Here is a 15,375-nt window from a genome sequence, read left to right as displayed (position 1 = left end):
AGTTTTGAATCTAATTAAAATCATGAAGGTGCTAGAGGATTTAGCCAGAAAAATATGGCTTTTTTCAGATGATTTAAATCTCGATATACTTCTTGTTTAAACCATTGCCCTAAAGCATCAAAAGGAGTAAAAGAAGTTCCTGTTTGCCATTTAATTTCTTGACCTAATGGTGTGGTGTGATTTCCAGATAAAGTTTGTACAGTTACCATTTCTGGAAAACGATTTTTTAATATTTTTGTTAAAGTTACTGATTGATCAAGATTATCATTGCTAAATTTTATAATTAAATTACGCCGGACATGATAAAGTTCCTGTACGAGCTGGTTAGTTTCTAAAGGCGTGGGGGTAAACTCAATTGTCAAGGTAGAATTTAATTGTTCTACTAGAGGAATTGCTTCCTTGGCGGTATAGTTGTTAAAGGAAATGAGAACATTACCTGCACGTTCTACTCTAAAAAGGCTACCAATTAGCAAATGGAGTTTGCAACCCATACTGTGTCCGATCCCATAGGTAGGCAGATATAGCTTGCGTATTTCACCAGAATCTTGCAAGCGTTCTAGGGTACGTTCAAATTCAAGTAGTACAGATTGAGCGATCGCTCTATGATCTAAGGTATTGACAAAAGGCGTAGCTATAACAACATACCCTTTAATAGCAAACTCTTCTAATAGCCAGCGGTAAGTGAGGTGGGGTGCAGTAGCGACAAATGCACCCCCCAAGAAATGGATAATACCGATGGGATTGCGGGGAATAATTACCCAGTTACCTCTGATTTCTTTCCAGTCCATGCCAATGTGCGAATGCTTACTTGATGTTCTTTAATGTTACTCTGTTCCTGACAGAAGATTACCTAATCATGATGGAGAGGGTGTATTTTTCTAAAAATATAAATATATGGTTAGCTTCACCAAACAACTGTGCCGGCGCATACTAGACAAACAAAACCGGCAAAATTTTCACTAAAAACAGCAAAATAATTTGTTCTACAAATACGGTTGGTGCTTATATCCCTATATAAAGGGATAAAGGAAAAAAGTAACTTAGTCAGCAATGGATTAGAGATATGGGAAATTGGCTTGAAGAATTTCCGGATCTATAAAAATTGTCTATGTATATTCAGTTTTAACCATGACTATGCAACCTTCTCATTTCATACTGCACATCTAAAGCAATTTGTAATGCTTCATTTAATAATCTACCATGCTCACTAGCTTGTTCAGTAACCTGCATGGATGTTAAAGTTGCTAAATTATTGGCAAATAAATCTGAATTATTGAGAATAAAGTTTTTATTTTCTCGTAAAACTTTTTCTGTTTTCAATGCCCGAATTAAATCTGATTTAGTAAGTTTCAGCGCTTCAATAACTTTCTCTCTTTGCTTTATAGCTACTTCTGGATTACCTGCTGCTTCTATTTGATCATTAATATTTATAGCTTTAATAACATCATTATATCTGTCCACATCATTGAGTAAAATTCGTAGAGAATTCGTCATATTAGTTTTCACAAATTCACGTTTATTTATCCAAAGTAAATATAATATAGTTTGGATGATACCTCCAATCCAAATACCAAACCAAAATAATAATAGCCAAGATGGTATTGTAATCCAAGTGGCAAATAATTTCATAAAAATATCAAATAAAAGATATGTAAATGCAAAAATGGAACAGCTAATAAAAATTACGGTAGCACCCTCAGAACCTTTAATTTTATCCATTAAGTATTTCCCTAACTTTTGGATATTATTCGTAATAATGATCAATTCATTATTAACAGGCAAATTAGTCAATTTTTGCAATTCATGATTAGTAATTTCCAATCCCTCTAAATCATCCCGCACAGCTTGCCAATCCTTCCTATCATAGTAATTTAATCTAATATAGCAATCAAATTTCGGGAATGGTAATTGGAATGGCATTTTGCCAAAACTTCATCTAATTTCGCTAAAATTAGCTAAAAAATTGATATTTATCCAATTTGTCGATTGTCTGCCAAGCAAAAATGATTGAGATTAGTTTAATACCTTAGATAGATGACAACAAACATTGCTGCTTGTAATTTAATTTACCTTTGAATAAGAGTAAATAAATAGAATCCAGCAATAGTAAACATAAATAAAATAGTAGTAGAATATACTATTACGTCCCTCACTATAAATAATATCCAATCCTTTCTAAGTTCCTGTTTAAATTTTAGTTCTCGTAACTTGCGCTCCAGTTCCACATCTTCTTTTGTAGATAAATTGACAATTCCATTGGTATATATATCATCAATCACTTCTGCTGAGTTACGGATGTCTTCTTCTCTATCAAAAGTTTCTATAAAGCCTTCTATTTGTTGATTTTCCTGGCTAGAAATAATTGGTAAATTGTCCTGAGTTAGGTTTTTAATTTCTTTTTTGATCACCTTTTTCACAATTTTCACGATTAACGATTCTAATCTTTTTTCTGTCATATGTGTGGAAATTGAATGTTTTCTAGTAGAATTACTTTTTAAGTGTAGTTTAACTGAATATCAAACAACTGAAGTTGAAGCTACAGCAACAAAAAAAATCATGTCAAGAGTGAAAAAATAAACTCTCATAATTAGCAGAATTTGTACTGGGAATATAAAAATTAAACTAGTTCTCAAGAAATTAGAAATTATGACTCTTGTATTTCTTTTTACCATAAAAATATGCCAGTATGATTAAATCAGTGCCAAGTCACGCTCATTAGAGTAAAGGTAAAAATGGTAACTGTAGTTGTTCTGATTAACATCCTCATCTCCCTAATACTCCTCTATGTAGCTCGGCAAGTGTGGCGAATCAAGCAAAAGCTGGGAATTATTGCAGATAGGTTAAACAGCTATGAACGTGTTAGCCATGCAGTCCTGTATACAGCACCAGAAAATATTTATACAGGCCAGCAGGAAATTTATAACTTACGTCAAAAACACCTCAAGCTCAAACTGCAAATTCAACAAGTCCAGCAGATTCTCAGCCTCGTCGTACTAGGCAGAAAAATGTGGCAGCGCTCTTTTTGGCAACCAGATTCTACCTCCAGAAATAAAAATAGCCCCACTCATCAGCTAATCAATCAAAGCAACTTCACAGACTGATATATTGTCAGCAGAGATTAACTAGATCAAATCCCCTCACTATTGCCAGAGGATAAAACCCACCTAAAATGGGTGTAAGGAGAGAAACAATAAAGATGTCTAATAACCGTTCTGGATTATTTATTGGCGGTTTGATGCTGGGAGCTACTATCGGTGCTTTAACCGGTTTGCTTGCTGCTCCACGCACAGGGCGCGAAACACGTAAACTTTTAAAAAAATCTGCCGATGCTTTACCAGAATTAGCAGAGGATCTATCAACCAGCGTGCAAATTCAGGCAGATCGCCTTTCTGCCAGCGCACTGCGAAACTGGGATGACACTTTAGAGAGATTGCGGATAGCGATCGCTGCTGGTGTAGATGCTACACAACGCGAAAGCGAAGCCCTACAACGGCAAAATCCTGCTGATCCTGAAAACACGGATTCTCTAACTCAGCATCTAGAACACTCTTGACACTCCCCCTACCAAAAGGATGGCTGTGGCTTTCTAAGCCAACCATAACCTCAAGGGTTTTCAGCTTACTTTAAGATAAACAGCATAACCGTGATTGACCCTCTGTTTTGGCTGGGAATGTCCACCCTCCTAGTCGCTGCTAGTCTAACTGCTGTCCTGGTGGCTTTCATACCCGCCTTGCAAGAGTTAGCACGCGCTGCTCGCAGTGCCGAAAAGTTCTTTGATACTCTCTCACGGGAGTTACCACCCACTCTCAACGCCATCCGCAACACTAGTTTAGAACTGACAGACTTAACTGATGATGTTAGTGAAGGTGTCAAAAGCGCTAGTCAAGTCGTTAAACAAGTAGATCAAAGCCTAGATAGTGCCAAAAAACAAGCTCAGAATATTCAAATCAGCACACGCAGTCTCGTAGTAGGTGTTAAAGCTGCGTGGAAAACCTTCACGCGCCAAAAACCTGCTAGACGCAGCCCAGAACGCTTACCCATGAATGACAAATCAGAGCTAACCCTGCGAGAGCGAGAAGCGTTGAGGCAAGAAAATAGGCGCACACAAACAGAATTATACCGCCCCAATCATAGTTATAGTGAAGCTATTAATTGGGAAAGTGATTTTAATGATGAAGATTTAATTTCAAAATCTACACCTTCAGAAGATTGGACTGATTGACAGGGATTGGGTATTGGTAGGAGAGGATATTATTGATCTGCCCCCTGCCTTCTGATCTCTACCTCTTCTCTGTCATCTGTTACCAATTACCCTTTGCGTAGATACCTTAGATTAGAGTAAAGTAAAGAAGTGTAAAGAAGTATCATTTTTCCCGTACTCTTTTAAAACAACTTGTTTCACTTCTGCCGTTAATATTCGTATAAAAAATTCCATGCAGCTTTGTTTTTGGCGACGATTTTTAGTATCAATTGCAGTATTTTGCTTCGCTGTGTCAATTTGGGCGCTGCAATCTCCATCAGCCCTAGCTTATGAAAATCCTGACTTACTACCCAACATATTTACCCCAGTTGTCGATTTAGCTAAAACGCTTCCTGACCCCCAAGAAAAAAAGCTAGTCCAAGAATTAGAACAATTTGAAACAGATACTGGCTGGAAATTACGAGTGTTAACCCAGTATGACCGCACCCCAGGTAGAGCAGTCATCAAATATTGGGGTTTGGATGAAAAAAGCATTCTTTTAGTTGCTGATTCTCGTGGTGGCAACATTCTCAGCTTTAGTGTTGGTGATGCGGTTTATGAATTTTTACCTAGAACTTTCTGGATTGAACTACAAACCCGTTTTGGCAACTTATACTTTGTGCGGGAACAAGGGGAAGACCAAGCCATCCTGCAAGCCTTAGATTCAGTAAAAGGCTGTTTACTCAAAGGTGGTTGCAACGTTGTTCCCGGTCTACCAAGGGAACAATGGATACTCACTCTGATTACCTCAGCTATTGGTGGGGTGATTTGTGGCTTTGCGGCTCAACCCCGTAATAATAAACAAGTGTTTGCTTGGCAATGGGCTTTAATTTTCTCACCTTTGTGGGGAATTTTGTTTATTGCCTTCGGTATTGGCCCAGTAGTTACCCGCACAAGTGATTGGGTTCCTCTGGTTCGTAATATTTCCGCTTTTCTGATTGGTGTTTTGGTTGCTTATCTATCTCCGGGTTTCAGTCGTCCTTCTTCCAGCTCTGAATCTTGAGTCAGTTATCAGTGGGAAAAGGCAAGAGGCGAGAGTTGATTAATTTTACCCTGCTCCCTGCGCCTAGTCGCCATTTCCCAATCCCCTTATTCCTGCCTTCTGATGATAAGCTGAAAGCTGATATGTGAGAAGCTTAACAGCGATGGAATGGCACGTAACTGATGCTCAAAGCTTGGCAATCATTGATAGTGAAATTGGCGATCATGTCTTTTCACCACCAGAGTATGAGATAGTCCGGCGAGTAATATACGCCACGTCTGATTTTGAGTACAAGTCTTTGATTCGTTTTTCAGAGCACGCTTTACAAGCAGGAGCAGCAGCATTAGCGGCACGTACCACAATTGTGGTAGATGCGCCTATGGTACAGGTCGGCATTGCCTATGAAATTCAAAACACCTTTGCCAACCCGGTGTATTGCAGTATGGAAGCTCTGACACGTCCACAAAAAGAAAAAACTCGTTCCGCTTGGGGAATTGAAACTCTTGCCAAGCGTTATCCAGAGGGAATCTTTGTGGTTGGTCAAGCTCAAACTGCGCTGACTGCATTGGTAGATTTGATTGAAGCTGAAGAAATTCGACCTGCTTTGATAATTGCCACTCCAGCGGGATTTATCAATGTGGATACTGATAAAGAACGTTTGCAAGAATCTTTAGTACCTTATATTACTATTGACAGTCGCAAGGGTAATGCAGTTGTGGCAGCAGCAATTGTCAATGGTTTGGTTGATTTAGCTTGGCAAGCCTACGGACAAGATAGAAATGGGGGGAATTAAAGGCAGGGGGCAGGGGGCAGGGGGCAGAAGAAAGTTGAAGGGGCAGAAGGCAGAAGGCAGAAGGAGCAAATCATGCATGGGATTCGACCCCTCCTGATTTGAAGCCACTGAAAAAGAATTCAGTGGGTGTCTTAAACCCTTGCTCCGCAATGGTTCGCAGCTTACGTTAGGGGTCAGTTTCCCTCCTGCCTCTTGCCCCCTAACTCCTGCCTTCGATAAATATTCTCCCCCATCTCCCCTATCCTCTCCAGTCACCTTTCTGGACGACGGCGACGACGAGGTTTTTCCTGTTGGTTTTCTCGTAAGCGAAGACTGACTTCATTAAATAAATCTTCTCGCACGTAGGGATAGTCACTGACCCATAGGTTACGACTGGGAATGTAGATGTTGCTAAATTCTTCGATGCTGCTTAAATCTGGGCGATTTGACATGACAATCATTTCTGCTATTTGACCACGTGCGATCGCTTTATGGGCAGGACGTAATGGGGCATCAAACTCGACAGTAAATCCTGTGTCATCGCCTATTTCTAAGTTAATTCGTTTTTCGCGGTTTTCGATAATTACCAAATCGCCTTTGTTATTGACGGTTTCTTGTTTACCAGTCAATTTGTCTGTAATCCACCAATCTAAAACTCGTCCACGAAAAAAGCCGCTGTATTTGTAACGACGGCATTTTGCATTGCGTGTACTAGCTTGAAATACGGGATACCAGAGCCAAAAAAAAGCGCTAAATACCCCGAAGATAAATATTACACTAAAGTCCAACTTGAACAGGAGTTGTACTAGCAGAATCACAACTACGGACACTACAGAAATTAACAGCCTCTGCAAAAAACTGGCAGATTTGCCCCAATAGTACTTGTACTGCATCCCGGTGGCAATGAGGGGCATAATTTGTTCAAATTTTGGCCGAGTTAGGGGAACCAACATGAGTTATGAGTGCTGAGTTGTGAGTTATGAGTGCTGAGTTGTGAGTAATGAGTTGTGAGTAATGAGTACCGAGTACTGAGTGCTGAGTTGTGAGTAATGAGTTAACTTCTTTGTTCTTTATTCCTCCTGACTCCTGACTCCTGACTTCTGACTCCTAACTCCTTCTTTAAAGTATTTTTTCTAATCCATATACTAATGACTTTAACTGGTTTACTTTGCGAATTGCTAGTAGGACTCCGGGCATATAGCAGGAGCGATCGCTTGTATCATGACGTAAGGTGTAAATTTGCCCTGCTGCGCCAAATATCACTTCCTGATGGGCAATTAGTCCTGGCAAGCGGATACTATGAATTCTAATCCCTTCGTCGGCTAAAGAGCCTCTCGCACCCGGTATCTTTTCTGTTTCTTCGACTTGAGGCGGGTTAAAGGTTTTACCTAATTCTGCTAATAATTGCGCTGTTTGAATAGCTGTACCGCTTGGTGCGTCGGCTTTTTGGTTGTGATGCAGTTCGATAATTTCTACATGATCAAAATACTGGGAAGCGGTGACTGCGGCTTGTTGTAGCAATACCATACCAATGGAGAAATTAGGAATCAACAAGCAACCTGTACTCGCTTTTTCGGCAAAATCTGTCAAATTTTGAATTTGTTCAGGACTTAAACCTGTGGTTCCGACTACTGGACGAATACCATAAGCGATCGCACTTCGCACATTATCATAAACTGCATCAGGATGAGTAAAATCTACCATCACCCCTGGTGCCATCTGCCTTTCACCCGCTACATAGCCTAACATCGGTTCTAATTGATTGGTAATTGGCACTTCCAACGGTTCGCTTAAACCTGCCAGTTCTCCTGCATCTTTGTCTTGATGTTCCGGAGAGGTATCGAGAGCGCCCATTAAAATCATATCTGGTGCTTGAGCGATCGCTTTGATTACCTCACGTCCCATTTTGCCAGCTGCACCGTTGACAATAACCGGGATAGTAGATTGATTAGTCATATTTCGATGAATGCGTTTTTAGCCATTTTACTTACATCTTGCACCAGTCCCAACAACTGGGTGAGAGGATATTGGCAAAGTATTCAGCGAATATACGCCAGGGCTTTGATAATCTGTGATTTTCAATTTTTTTGATTTTATAATCAATTTCAGCGATTTAACTCAGGAGGCATGAGTTATGGAAGAATTACTAGAACTTCAAGAATTGCTCATCAGTAGCAAAGATAATAGATAAAGAGATGTTTGTAGAAAAAGCGATAGCGTTCGCGTAGGGGACTTCCAAATAAAAAAATATTCAATTAATTCTTGTGGGGTAGGCATCTTGCCTGCCCTTAAACCTGGACGGACTAGACTTGTACTGAGCGGCTGGTGAGCGCAGTCGAACCATGTCGATAGCGTAGCGTGGCGTTAGCCATAGTAAGCCCATCCCACAAGATTGGATAATTTATTTCCTGGAAGTCCCTAGCGTCTCGTAGAGAAGCGCGACCTAGGAATCTCACTCATATTAGATTAGGTAATCTTGCATGAATAAATGTAATAATATTTTTTTAGAAACCCATGATTATGTTGATAATAAATAGACCCGTATTGTAGGGGTTTAGCAGTGCTAAATCCCTCCGAAAGATATGGCTTTTCTATAACACATATTTATTGTTTATTATCAATGTGTAAGTTCTGTAATTGTTTGTAAAACGTGAGAAACCGTGAAATTTAATTCTGGAAATAGTGGAGATATGATCAGATCATCACCTCTAAATTGATTAACTTCATATTCTTCATTAATTAAGGAATAAACTGAGATAGTGGGTTGTTTCGGATTACCGATAAATCTTCTCCCACCAAAAGCAGCATAATCAACTATCCAATATTCAGGAATACCCATTGATTCATATTCATCAGCTTTAGTGGAATAATCGGTTTTCCAATTACTGCTAACTATTTCTATGACTAAAGGAACTGAAGCCGCTTGAGTAATGATTGATTCTTTTTTCCACAAAGGTTCATTAACTAAGTTTTCAGGATTTAGTAATAAAATATCCGGTGAATAAGCAGATTCGGATTTTGATGGTTTGATAAATGTGGTTTTTGGTATTAAGTAGGGAAGGTTAAGTTTATCTAATTGTGCTGATAATTTACGGACTAACCAACCAATAACTAATTCATGATCTCCTACTGGTGGATTCATTTCAATAATTACTCCGTTGTGTAATTCATAGCGTAATCCTGTTTCTGGATACCATTGGATAAATTCGTCAAAGGTTACTGGTTTAATTAAGGTTTGAACCATGATTCACCTCTTGAATGGTTATGATTATTTTATCCTATTTTTACTAAATGATTTTATTTCGTAGGGTGTATTACTCTATCGCTGATACACTCTACTGTTAGTAAATTTATTCATCTTTAGATGTAAGTTGTTTAACTACTTATCTGGCTTGCAGGTAAAGCCGTTTTCTTGGCAAATTTGCAAATATTCATCCAGATTAAAATAGTTAGCTGGGTGAGTCTCCAAAACTCGCCGCACTTTTACCCATGTTTTCGGTATGAGGTGTACCAACATGAGGTAGGGAAACAGTTATGATTGGGAATTGCAATCATAGAAAATAAACTCAGTAAGTCCTATATTAATGTTTCTCCAGAACTGTAAATTTCCAAAGTTATAGTTTTCGGATTAATTAAAATACCAACTTGAGAACCAAGGCTGATAAACTCTTGAATTTTTTCGCGGAGTTTTTCTACAGAATCAGTTTTTGACTTTACTTCAACCACCAAATCAGGAACTAATTCTGCATAGTCTTCCGTTGAGCGTTTTAGCCGGTCAGCCCAGACAAAAGAAACATCAGGCGCTCGTAAATCTGTGTTCGGTAATCTAAAACCCGCACTCGAACCAACTACACGCCCTAGTTTACGTGGCCTTACCCAGTTCCCAAAATTCGCGCAAACTCGGTTCCTACTTCTTCAGACTCATAACCTGACGGACTCATGACAACTATGCTCCCATCCACTAATTCCATGCGATAGTCAGGATAAGCTACCTGCATTTTCTCTAGGTCTTGGACAGTCAGAGACATAAGGCTTGCTCCTCAAGTATCTAAATCTATTTTGGCATTTCTGGTAATTTCTCGTAGATTATTTTTATTTTTGTTTTCCATCAAAACACTAATATAGAAAAATTATATCGTTTCTATTGAATGAATAAGACATTTTCAGGTAATTTGTATAAGATGGACTGATTAGAAACCAATTGATCTGAAAAGGTAATTTGGTTTGTTTCTCTTGTTACAAAGTCTTTAAAGTAAATGAACAAAAAATTTGTTTTGGCCTTGCTCTCTAGCCCCGTTGTTTTTATGTCCATGCTATCTACGGTAATGATGGCTAGACCTGTTCACGCTGGTCAAACAGTTACCCCTGTTGGTACTCATCTATCTTGCGTCCGTTCTAATCATTCAGCAACACCGCGTCAGGTATGTATACAAGTAAATAATGCTACTGCATCGACCGCTAAACCAATCATGCAACTAGCTCAAGTTGAAGGGGAGGAAAATCAAACTAATAAAAATCAGCAAAATCAACAAAATCAGCCAGATGAATTAGAATTCACGGAAGCAGAAAGTGATGCGGCTATCAAGTTGTTTGGCTGTGATTGTCCAGCCTGCATTAGTTCTGTGCGTCAGTTAAATGGTTTACCACCTTTGCCAGTGTAGTTTGATAAACCATATTTATAGATACCTAAACTTCTACCATAAATACAGGTAATATTTATTTACGCAAAAGTCTTTTTCTTAAGTAATTATTCTGGATTGTCATCGAATACTAAAAGCAGGTTTTGGCATCTAGTACTAACAGGAGAGGCCAGAGAACTGGCTCTCTGGCTCTTAACTGCAAAATTCTAAACAATCAATCGTTGAATGCAGGGTAGTTGGGAACTAAAGCCTAGATGCGGCCAATGTTGTGTAGTCCTAAGATAATACCTGCTCCTAAGATATGACCAAAGGCAGTAGTTGCTAGTATGGCAGGTAAGCCAAAACCGCCAAAGAAATTGGGGGCTGGTGCTGCTGGTTCTGCACTAGGATACTGGATTGTAAATTTGCCGAAAGCGATCGCAATAATGTTGGCAATAATCATGATGATACCAACAGTAGGACTCCATTCTAGGGGTGCGGGTACAACAGCGAGTAAAGTTGATGTCAACACCGGGTTTGCTCCTGAAAGTTTGCTGGACAATATGCTCTTAAAGTTTCCTCATAAAAGTGAATATAAATCTCAAATTTGCAGCAATTTTTAATATTTTGTCTAAATACTTCATATAAAGCATCACCTTATGAGAAGTAAATTTTAAGCGATAATTGCTAAAATAGTCACAGCTTTTGCCCTAGGTTTTGCGTCAAACTGAAATTTAGATACTATCAAGACTAGGAAGACTACATCGACGAGACGTAGCTTGCTTTCCGTAGGGTACAAAATATTTTTTCTGGTTACACGAGTTGAATGATGATGTTATTATGAATCTGTAAATACGGTAAGGTCGATACCATACTTCAATGGCTATGAAAATCGAGGCAATCACCATTGAATTGGGAAGCCTACACTTTACCATCACGTCAGTGTAGGTAGTTCATACTCAAGGTAAGACTGAATAATTTATTGAATTTACTATGTCCTCAAGTCTTGATTCTCTACCACCAGCACTATCTAAAATTGTTCAACGGTTCCAACGCGCTGCTGAACCAAAGCGGCGTTATGAGCAATTAATCTGGTATGCTCAGAAACTGCCAGAATTTCCCGAAGTTGATAAAAGACCCGAAAATAAAGTTCCTGGTTGTGTCTCACAGGTATACGTAACTGCATCACTGGATGATGGTAAAGTTGTATTCCAAGGCGATTCTGATTCCCAGCTAACTAAGGGATTAGTGGCGCTGTTGATAGAAGGATTAAACGGATTAGCACCAACACAAATTGTCCAATTAACACCTGATTTCATTCAAGCCACAGGTTTAAATGTTAGTCTGACACCCTCCCGCGCTAATGGTTTTTACAATATTTTCAAAACCATGCAGAAAAAAGCTTTGGAATGTAAGTTAGAGACATAGGGATTGGGGCGGTGGGGAAATAGGGAGATGGGGGAGTAACATCAATTACGAATTACGAATTAAATCAATGTCTACCCATTTATTAACAAAACCTGCTGCTACTGCATTTGGTGGTGAAGCTAAAGAATTCCTCTGGAATTGGGAAAACCAGCAATTGCGGGTAATTTATGAAACGATAGGACAAGGTTCACCGCTTTTATTGCTTCCTGCTTTTAGTAGCGTTTCCACACGGGGGGAAGTGGGGGAACTTGCTAAATTACTTGCTTCCCATTTTCAAGTTACCGCTTTTGACTGGCCAGGTTTTGGAGAATCTGACCGACTGAATTTAGATTACAACCCGTCAATATATCAGCAATTTTTGGCAAATTTCGTTAAATCTGTTTTCGATAAAGGAATTAGCGTAGTTGCAGCAGGTCATGCGGCTGGTTATGTTCTGCAACTAGCTGTAACACAGCCAGATACTTTTTTGCAGATTGTGTTGGTAGCACCAACTTGGCGGGGTCCTCTGCCAACAATGGGAGCAAATGCAAATATAGCTGCTATGGTAAGGGGGTTAGTGCGATCGCCTATTTTAGGTCAAGCACTCTATAAACTCAATACTACTCCATCGTTTTTAAGTTGGATGTACAGCCGTCACGTCTTCACTAATACAGCAAAACTTACATCCGACTTCATCACCGAAAAATGGCAAAGTACCCAACAACCAAACGCCAGATTTGCTTCTGCGGCCTTTGTCACCGGCAATATAGATACTATTCATAGTCAAACAGAGTTTTTATCCCTAGTACAGTCCTTATCTGCGCCACTAATGGTGGTAATTGGGGAATCTAGTCCCCCCAAGTCACGCCAAGAAATGGACGCATTGGCGGCTTTACCAGGAGTTAGCAGCATTGTTGTTCCCGGTTCTTTGGGACTGCATGAAGAATACCCAGCAGCGGTTTTTGAAGCGATATTACCATTCCTACTTACAAGACTTCTAGGCGATCCTGAATAAGAAAATAGCAAGGCTTTTAATGGTCATAATCACCGAAGAGGCAAAGGGGAAGGGGGCAGGGAGCAGGGGGAGCAAGCCCTTCCTCTCTGCGCGGAGCGAAGCAGAGCATGGGTAAGAAGCCCCGCCCCAGCCGAGCGCCCTTCCAGTGCGGGGTACAAGCTTTGTCCCAGTCTCTCCCCCCCTGCGCCCCGCTCCCTGCTCCCCTGCTTCTTTTGACCATCAGCAACAAATTTATGTTTCGTTATCCAGATGTACTTGAGCAAGCTAAAAGCCTAACCCCATAATAACAATTAAAGTTAGTTGAGGATTTATCAAGTAACAATGACACCAAAGTCAAAGCATAGCATTCTAGACTTACGTGGTTTGGGTAAAGAAATTTGGCGAGGTATTATTGAAGTTTTGCCAATCCATATCTCCTCCATTTATTTTATTGAGAATGAAGCTTAAAAAACTGTATCTCCAGATGGATAAAAACTAACTTACCCAGATTTTACAATTCAAAACTGAATGGGTTTTGACAAGAAAGCAAATCAGGGGGATATGGTTGATGAAAGCTTTACTACTCTGGCCGATCATGCCTAATTCTTTCTGGTCTTATCAGGAAGCTCTTGATTTGGCTGGTTTAAGTGCCACAAGTCCCCCATTGGGTTTAATCACGGTTGCGGCGATGTTACCGAGTGACTGGGAGATTAGATTTAGCGATCGCAATGTCCGTCTCGAAACTGATGCAGATTGGGAATGGTGCGATATTGTCATTATCTCTGCAATGATTATCCAAAAACAAGATTTGGGTGAATTAATTCAAAAAGGTGTTGCATTAGATAAAAAAGTGGCAGTGGGTGGACCTTTTCCTACATCAGTCCCAGAATTTGCTTTAGCCGCAGGAGCTAATTACCTCATTTTAGATGAAGGGGAATGTACCATCCCCATGTTCTTGGAGGCTTTGGAAAGGGGAGAAGAACAAGGTACTTTCCGTTCTTTAGAAAAACCGGATGTCACCCAAACTCCCATTCCTCGGTTTGATTTGCTCGACTTAAATGCCTATTATGCAATCACGGTGCAGTTTTCTAGGGGTTGTCCTTTTCAGTGTGAATTTTGCGATATTATCAACTTGTTTGGTCGCAAGCCACGCACCAAAACCCCTGCACAGATGTTAGCTGAACTAGAAGTTCTCTATCAAATGGGTTGGCATCGTTATATATTATTGGTAGATGATAATTTCATTGGTAATAAACGTAATGCTAAGGTATTTTTACGTGCTTTAATTCCTTGGATGGAAGAACGCAAATATCCATTTACTTTTATTACAGAAGCTTCCCTCAATCTAGCAGAGGATGATGAACTGATAGATTTGATGGTGAAGGCAGGTTTCACAACTGTATTTATGGGAATTGAAACCCCAGATGTTAATAGCTTAGTAGGGATTAATAAAGAACAAAATACACGTCAATCTTTGCAGGAATCATGTGACAAAATTACCCGTGCAGGATTGCAAATTATGTCTGGGTTTATCTTGGGTTTTGACAATGAACTTGTTGGTGCTGGTAAACGCATTCAGCAGTTTGTTGAAGAAACCGGTATTCCCCAAGCTCACCTCAGTTTATTGCAAGCGTTACCCAATACAACAATGTGGACTCGTCTGCAACAAGAAGGACGGTTACAGGAAGGGTTAGGTGAATTTTTTACCTCTCAGAAGTCTTTGATGAATTTTACACCCACTCGTCCCATGTCCGAAGTTGTCAACGAGTTTATTGAAGCTTTCTGGAATATATATCAACCCTTACCTTATCTCAAACGTACTTTTCGCCATTTTATCATCATGGAAGGTTGGCGACCCCAAAATAACCGCATTTTCACTGTGGCAGAGTTGCGTTTTTTCCTGGCTATCTGCTGGAGACAGGGTATGTTGCGTTCTACTCGGTTTCTGTTTTGGTGGCAATTGATAGCGATCGCATTTCGTAAACCAAATTTATTGTATGACTATTTGATTGCTTTGGGTGTAGGTGAACACTTTTTTAATTTTCGTCATGAAGTAAAAGCACAACTAGAAGAACAACTGGAAATGCTACAACAGCAAGAAAACCAGAAAGAAAAAACAAGTCTACAGTTAGAAATTGTGCGTTAATTTCATGAAAACTCAAACACTTTCTCAGGTTCTAAATGATTCTGAGTACTGTAGCTAAATCGGCGCTTAGAAACCACGTCTACACAGATAAAACCCACCTGCGTGGGTTTCAAACCCTTGATTTTTTATTAGTCCGCGCAGGTGGTCACTGAGCTTGTCGATAGCGTAGCGTGGCGTTAGCCATAGTGCGGACTTTGATTGTATAGCCGCGACTT

Annotated in this window: 17 protein-coding genes and 1 pseudogene; 10 read left to right on the top strand and 8 right to left on the bottom strand. The window is 39.8% G+C overall.

Annotated features, from left to right (window positions below; all coding sequences use genetic code 11):
* Positions 1-20 precede the first annotated feature (20 nt).
* The 3 genes from ACSQ6I_RS21690 to ACSQ6I_RS21680 all read right to left on the bottom strand — a co-directional run bounded on the left by ACSQ6I_RS21690 (position 21) and on the right by ACSQ6I_RS21680 (position 2,456).
* Positions 21-788 carry a DUF1350 family protein gene (locus ACSQ6I_RS21690; protein WP_438892351.1) on the bottom strand — a complete coding sequence of 256 codons (768 nt, stop codon included), beginning with the start codon at positions 786-788 and terminating at the stop codon, positions 21-23.
* 334 nt (positions 789-1,122) lie between these two features.
* The gene (locus tag ACSQ6I_RS21685) at positions 1,123-1,842 is read right to left on the bottom strand and encodes a hypothetical protein (RefSeq protein ID WP_438892481.1); all 720 of its coding nucleotides are present in this window, start codon (positions 1,840-1,842) and stop codon (positions 1,123-1,125) included.
* A gap of 224 nt (positions 1,843-2,066) precedes the next feature.
* Positions 2,067-2,456, bottom strand: coding sequence for a hypothetical protein (locus ACSQ6I_RS21680; RefSeq protein ID WP_438892350.1), 390 nt, complete (start codon positions 2,454-2,456; stop codon positions 2,067-2,069).
* A 276-nt stretch (positions 2,457-2,732) separates the two neighbouring features.
* Here ACSQ6I_RS21680 and ACSQ6I_RS21675 point away from each other — a divergent pair, with 276 nt between their 5' ends.
* The 5 genes from ACSQ6I_RS21675 to ACSQ6I_RS21655 all read left to right on the top strand — a co-directional run bounded on the left by ACSQ6I_RS21675 (position 2,733) and on the right by ACSQ6I_RS21655 (position 6,015).
* On the top strand, positions 2,733-3,101 hold the full coding sequence (locus ACSQ6I_RS21675; RefSeq protein WP_438892349.1) for a hypothetical protein: 369 nt from the start codon (positions 2,733-2,735) through the stop codon (positions 3,099-3,101).
* Between the two features lie 95 nt (positions 3,102-3,196).
* The gene (locus ACSQ6I_RS21670; protein WP_438892348.1) at positions 3,197-3,553 is read left to right on the top strand and encodes a YtxH domain-containing protein; all 357 of its coding nucleotides are present in this window, start codon (positions 3,197-3,199) and stop codon (positions 3,551-3,553) included.
* A 90-nt stretch (positions 3,554-3,643) separates the two neighbouring features.
* On the top strand, positions 3,644-4,222 hold the full coding sequence (locus ACSQ6I_RS21665; RefSeq protein ID WP_438892347.1) for a DUF948 domain-containing protein: 579 nt from the start codon (positions 3,644-3,646) through the stop codon (positions 4,220-4,222).
* 211 nt (positions 4,223-4,433) lie between these two features.
* On the top strand, positions 4,434-5,243 hold the full coding sequence (locus tag ACSQ6I_RS21660; RefSeq protein ID WP_438892346.1) for a TPM domain-containing protein: 810 nt from the start codon (positions 4,434-4,436) through the stop codon (positions 5,241-5,243).
* 142 nt (positions 5,244-5,385) lie between these two features.
* On the top strand, positions 5,386-6,015 hold the full coding sequence (locus ACSQ6I_RS21655; RefSeq protein WP_438892480.1) for a precorrin-8X methylmutase: 630 nt from the start codon (positions 5,386-5,388) through the stop codon (positions 6,013-6,015).
* A 251-nt stretch (positions 6,016-6,266) separates the two neighbouring features.
* On the opposite strand, the gene ACSQ6I_RS21650 is transcribed toward ACSQ6I_RS21655, so the two are convergent.
* The 4 genes and pseudogenes from ACSQ6I_RS21650 to ACSQ6I_RS21635 all read right to left on the bottom strand — a co-directional run.
* Positions 6,267-6,947: a phosphate ABC transporter permease gene (locus ACSQ6I_RS21650; RefSeq protein ID WP_438892345.1), complete on the bottom strand. Its 681-nt coding sequence runs from the start codon at positions 6,945-6,947 to the stop codon at positions 6,267-6,269.
* 166 nt (positions 6,948-7,113) lie between these two features.
* The gene (gene dapB, locus ACSQ6I_RS21645; RefSeq protein ID WP_438892344.1) at positions 7,114-7,950 is read right to left on the bottom strand and encodes a 4-hydroxy-tetrahydrodipicolinate reductase; all 837 of its coding nucleotides are present in this window, start codon (positions 7,948-7,950) and stop codon (positions 7,114-7,116) included.
* Between the two features lie 661 nt (positions 7,951-8,611).
* On the bottom strand, positions 8,612-9,238 hold the full coding sequence (locus ACSQ6I_RS21640) for a Uma2 family endonuclease (protein ID WP_438892343.1): 627 nt from the start codon (positions 9,236-9,238) through the stop codon (positions 8,612-8,614).
* A 335-nt stretch (positions 9,239-9,573) separates the two neighbouring features.
* A pseudogene (locus ACSQ6I_RS21635) lies at positions 9,574-10,022 on the bottom strand (Uma2 family endonuclease); the annotation flags it as partial.
* Positions 10,023-10,298: 276 nt separating this feature from the next.
* Here ACSQ6I_RS21635 and ACSQ6I_RS21630 point away from each other — a divergent pair.
* Positions 10,299-10,655, top strand: coding sequence for a hypothetical protein (locus ACSQ6I_RS21630; RefSeq protein ID WP_438892342.1), 357 nt, complete (start codon positions 10,299-10,301; stop codon positions 10,653-10,655).
* Positions 10,656-10,884: 229 nt separating this feature from the next.
* Here ACSQ6I_RS21630 and psaK read toward each other — a convergent pair whose 3' ends face one another.
* Entirely contained in the window at positions 10,885-11,145 is a 261-nt protein-coding gene (gene psaK, locus ACSQ6I_RS21625) for a photosystem I reaction center subunit PsaK (RefSeq protein ID WP_438892341.1), read from the bottom strand.
* A 461-nt stretch (positions 11,146-11,606) separates the two neighbouring features.
* On the opposite strand from psaK, the gene ACSQ6I_RS21620 reads away from it, so the two are divergent.
* The 4 genes from ACSQ6I_RS21620 to ACSQ6I_RS21605 all read left to right on the top strand — a co-directional run bounded on the left by ACSQ6I_RS21620 (position 11,607) and on the right by ACSQ6I_RS21605 (position 15,160).
* Complete coding sequence (locus tag ACSQ6I_RS21620) at positions 11,607-12,041, top strand: SufE family protein (protein WP_438892340.1); 435 nt, start codon at positions 11,607-11,609, stop codon at positions 12,039-12,041.
* A 67-nt stretch (positions 12,042-12,108) separates the two neighbouring features.
* Complete coding sequence (locus ACSQ6I_RS21615) at positions 12,109-13,035, top strand: alpha/beta fold hydrolase (protein WP_438892339.1); 927 nt, start codon at positions 12,109-12,111, stop codon at positions 13,033-13,035.
* A gap of 321 nt (positions 13,036-13,356) precedes the next feature.
* Complete coding sequence (locus ACSQ6I_RS21610) at positions 13,357-13,482, top strand: hypothetical protein (RefSeq protein WP_438892338.1); 126 nt, start codon at positions 13,357-13,359, stop codon at positions 13,480-13,482.
* 100 nt (positions 13,483-13,582) lie between these two features.
* Positions 13,583-15,160 (top strand): B12-binding domain-containing radical SAM protein, encoded by a 1,578-nt coding sequence (locus ACSQ6I_RS21605; RefSeq protein WP_438892337.1) that lies wholly within the window; start codon positions 13,583-13,585, stop codon positions 15,158-15,160.
* Positions 15,161-15,375: the final 215 nt, after the last annotated feature.

This window comes from Anabaena sp. WFMT (assembly GCF_051781005.1).
Lineage (GTDB): Bacteria > Cyanobacteriota > Cyanobacteriia > Cyanobacteriales > Nostocaceae > Anabaena.
This window is presented reverse-complemented; position numbering and strand designations above follow the sequence as displayed.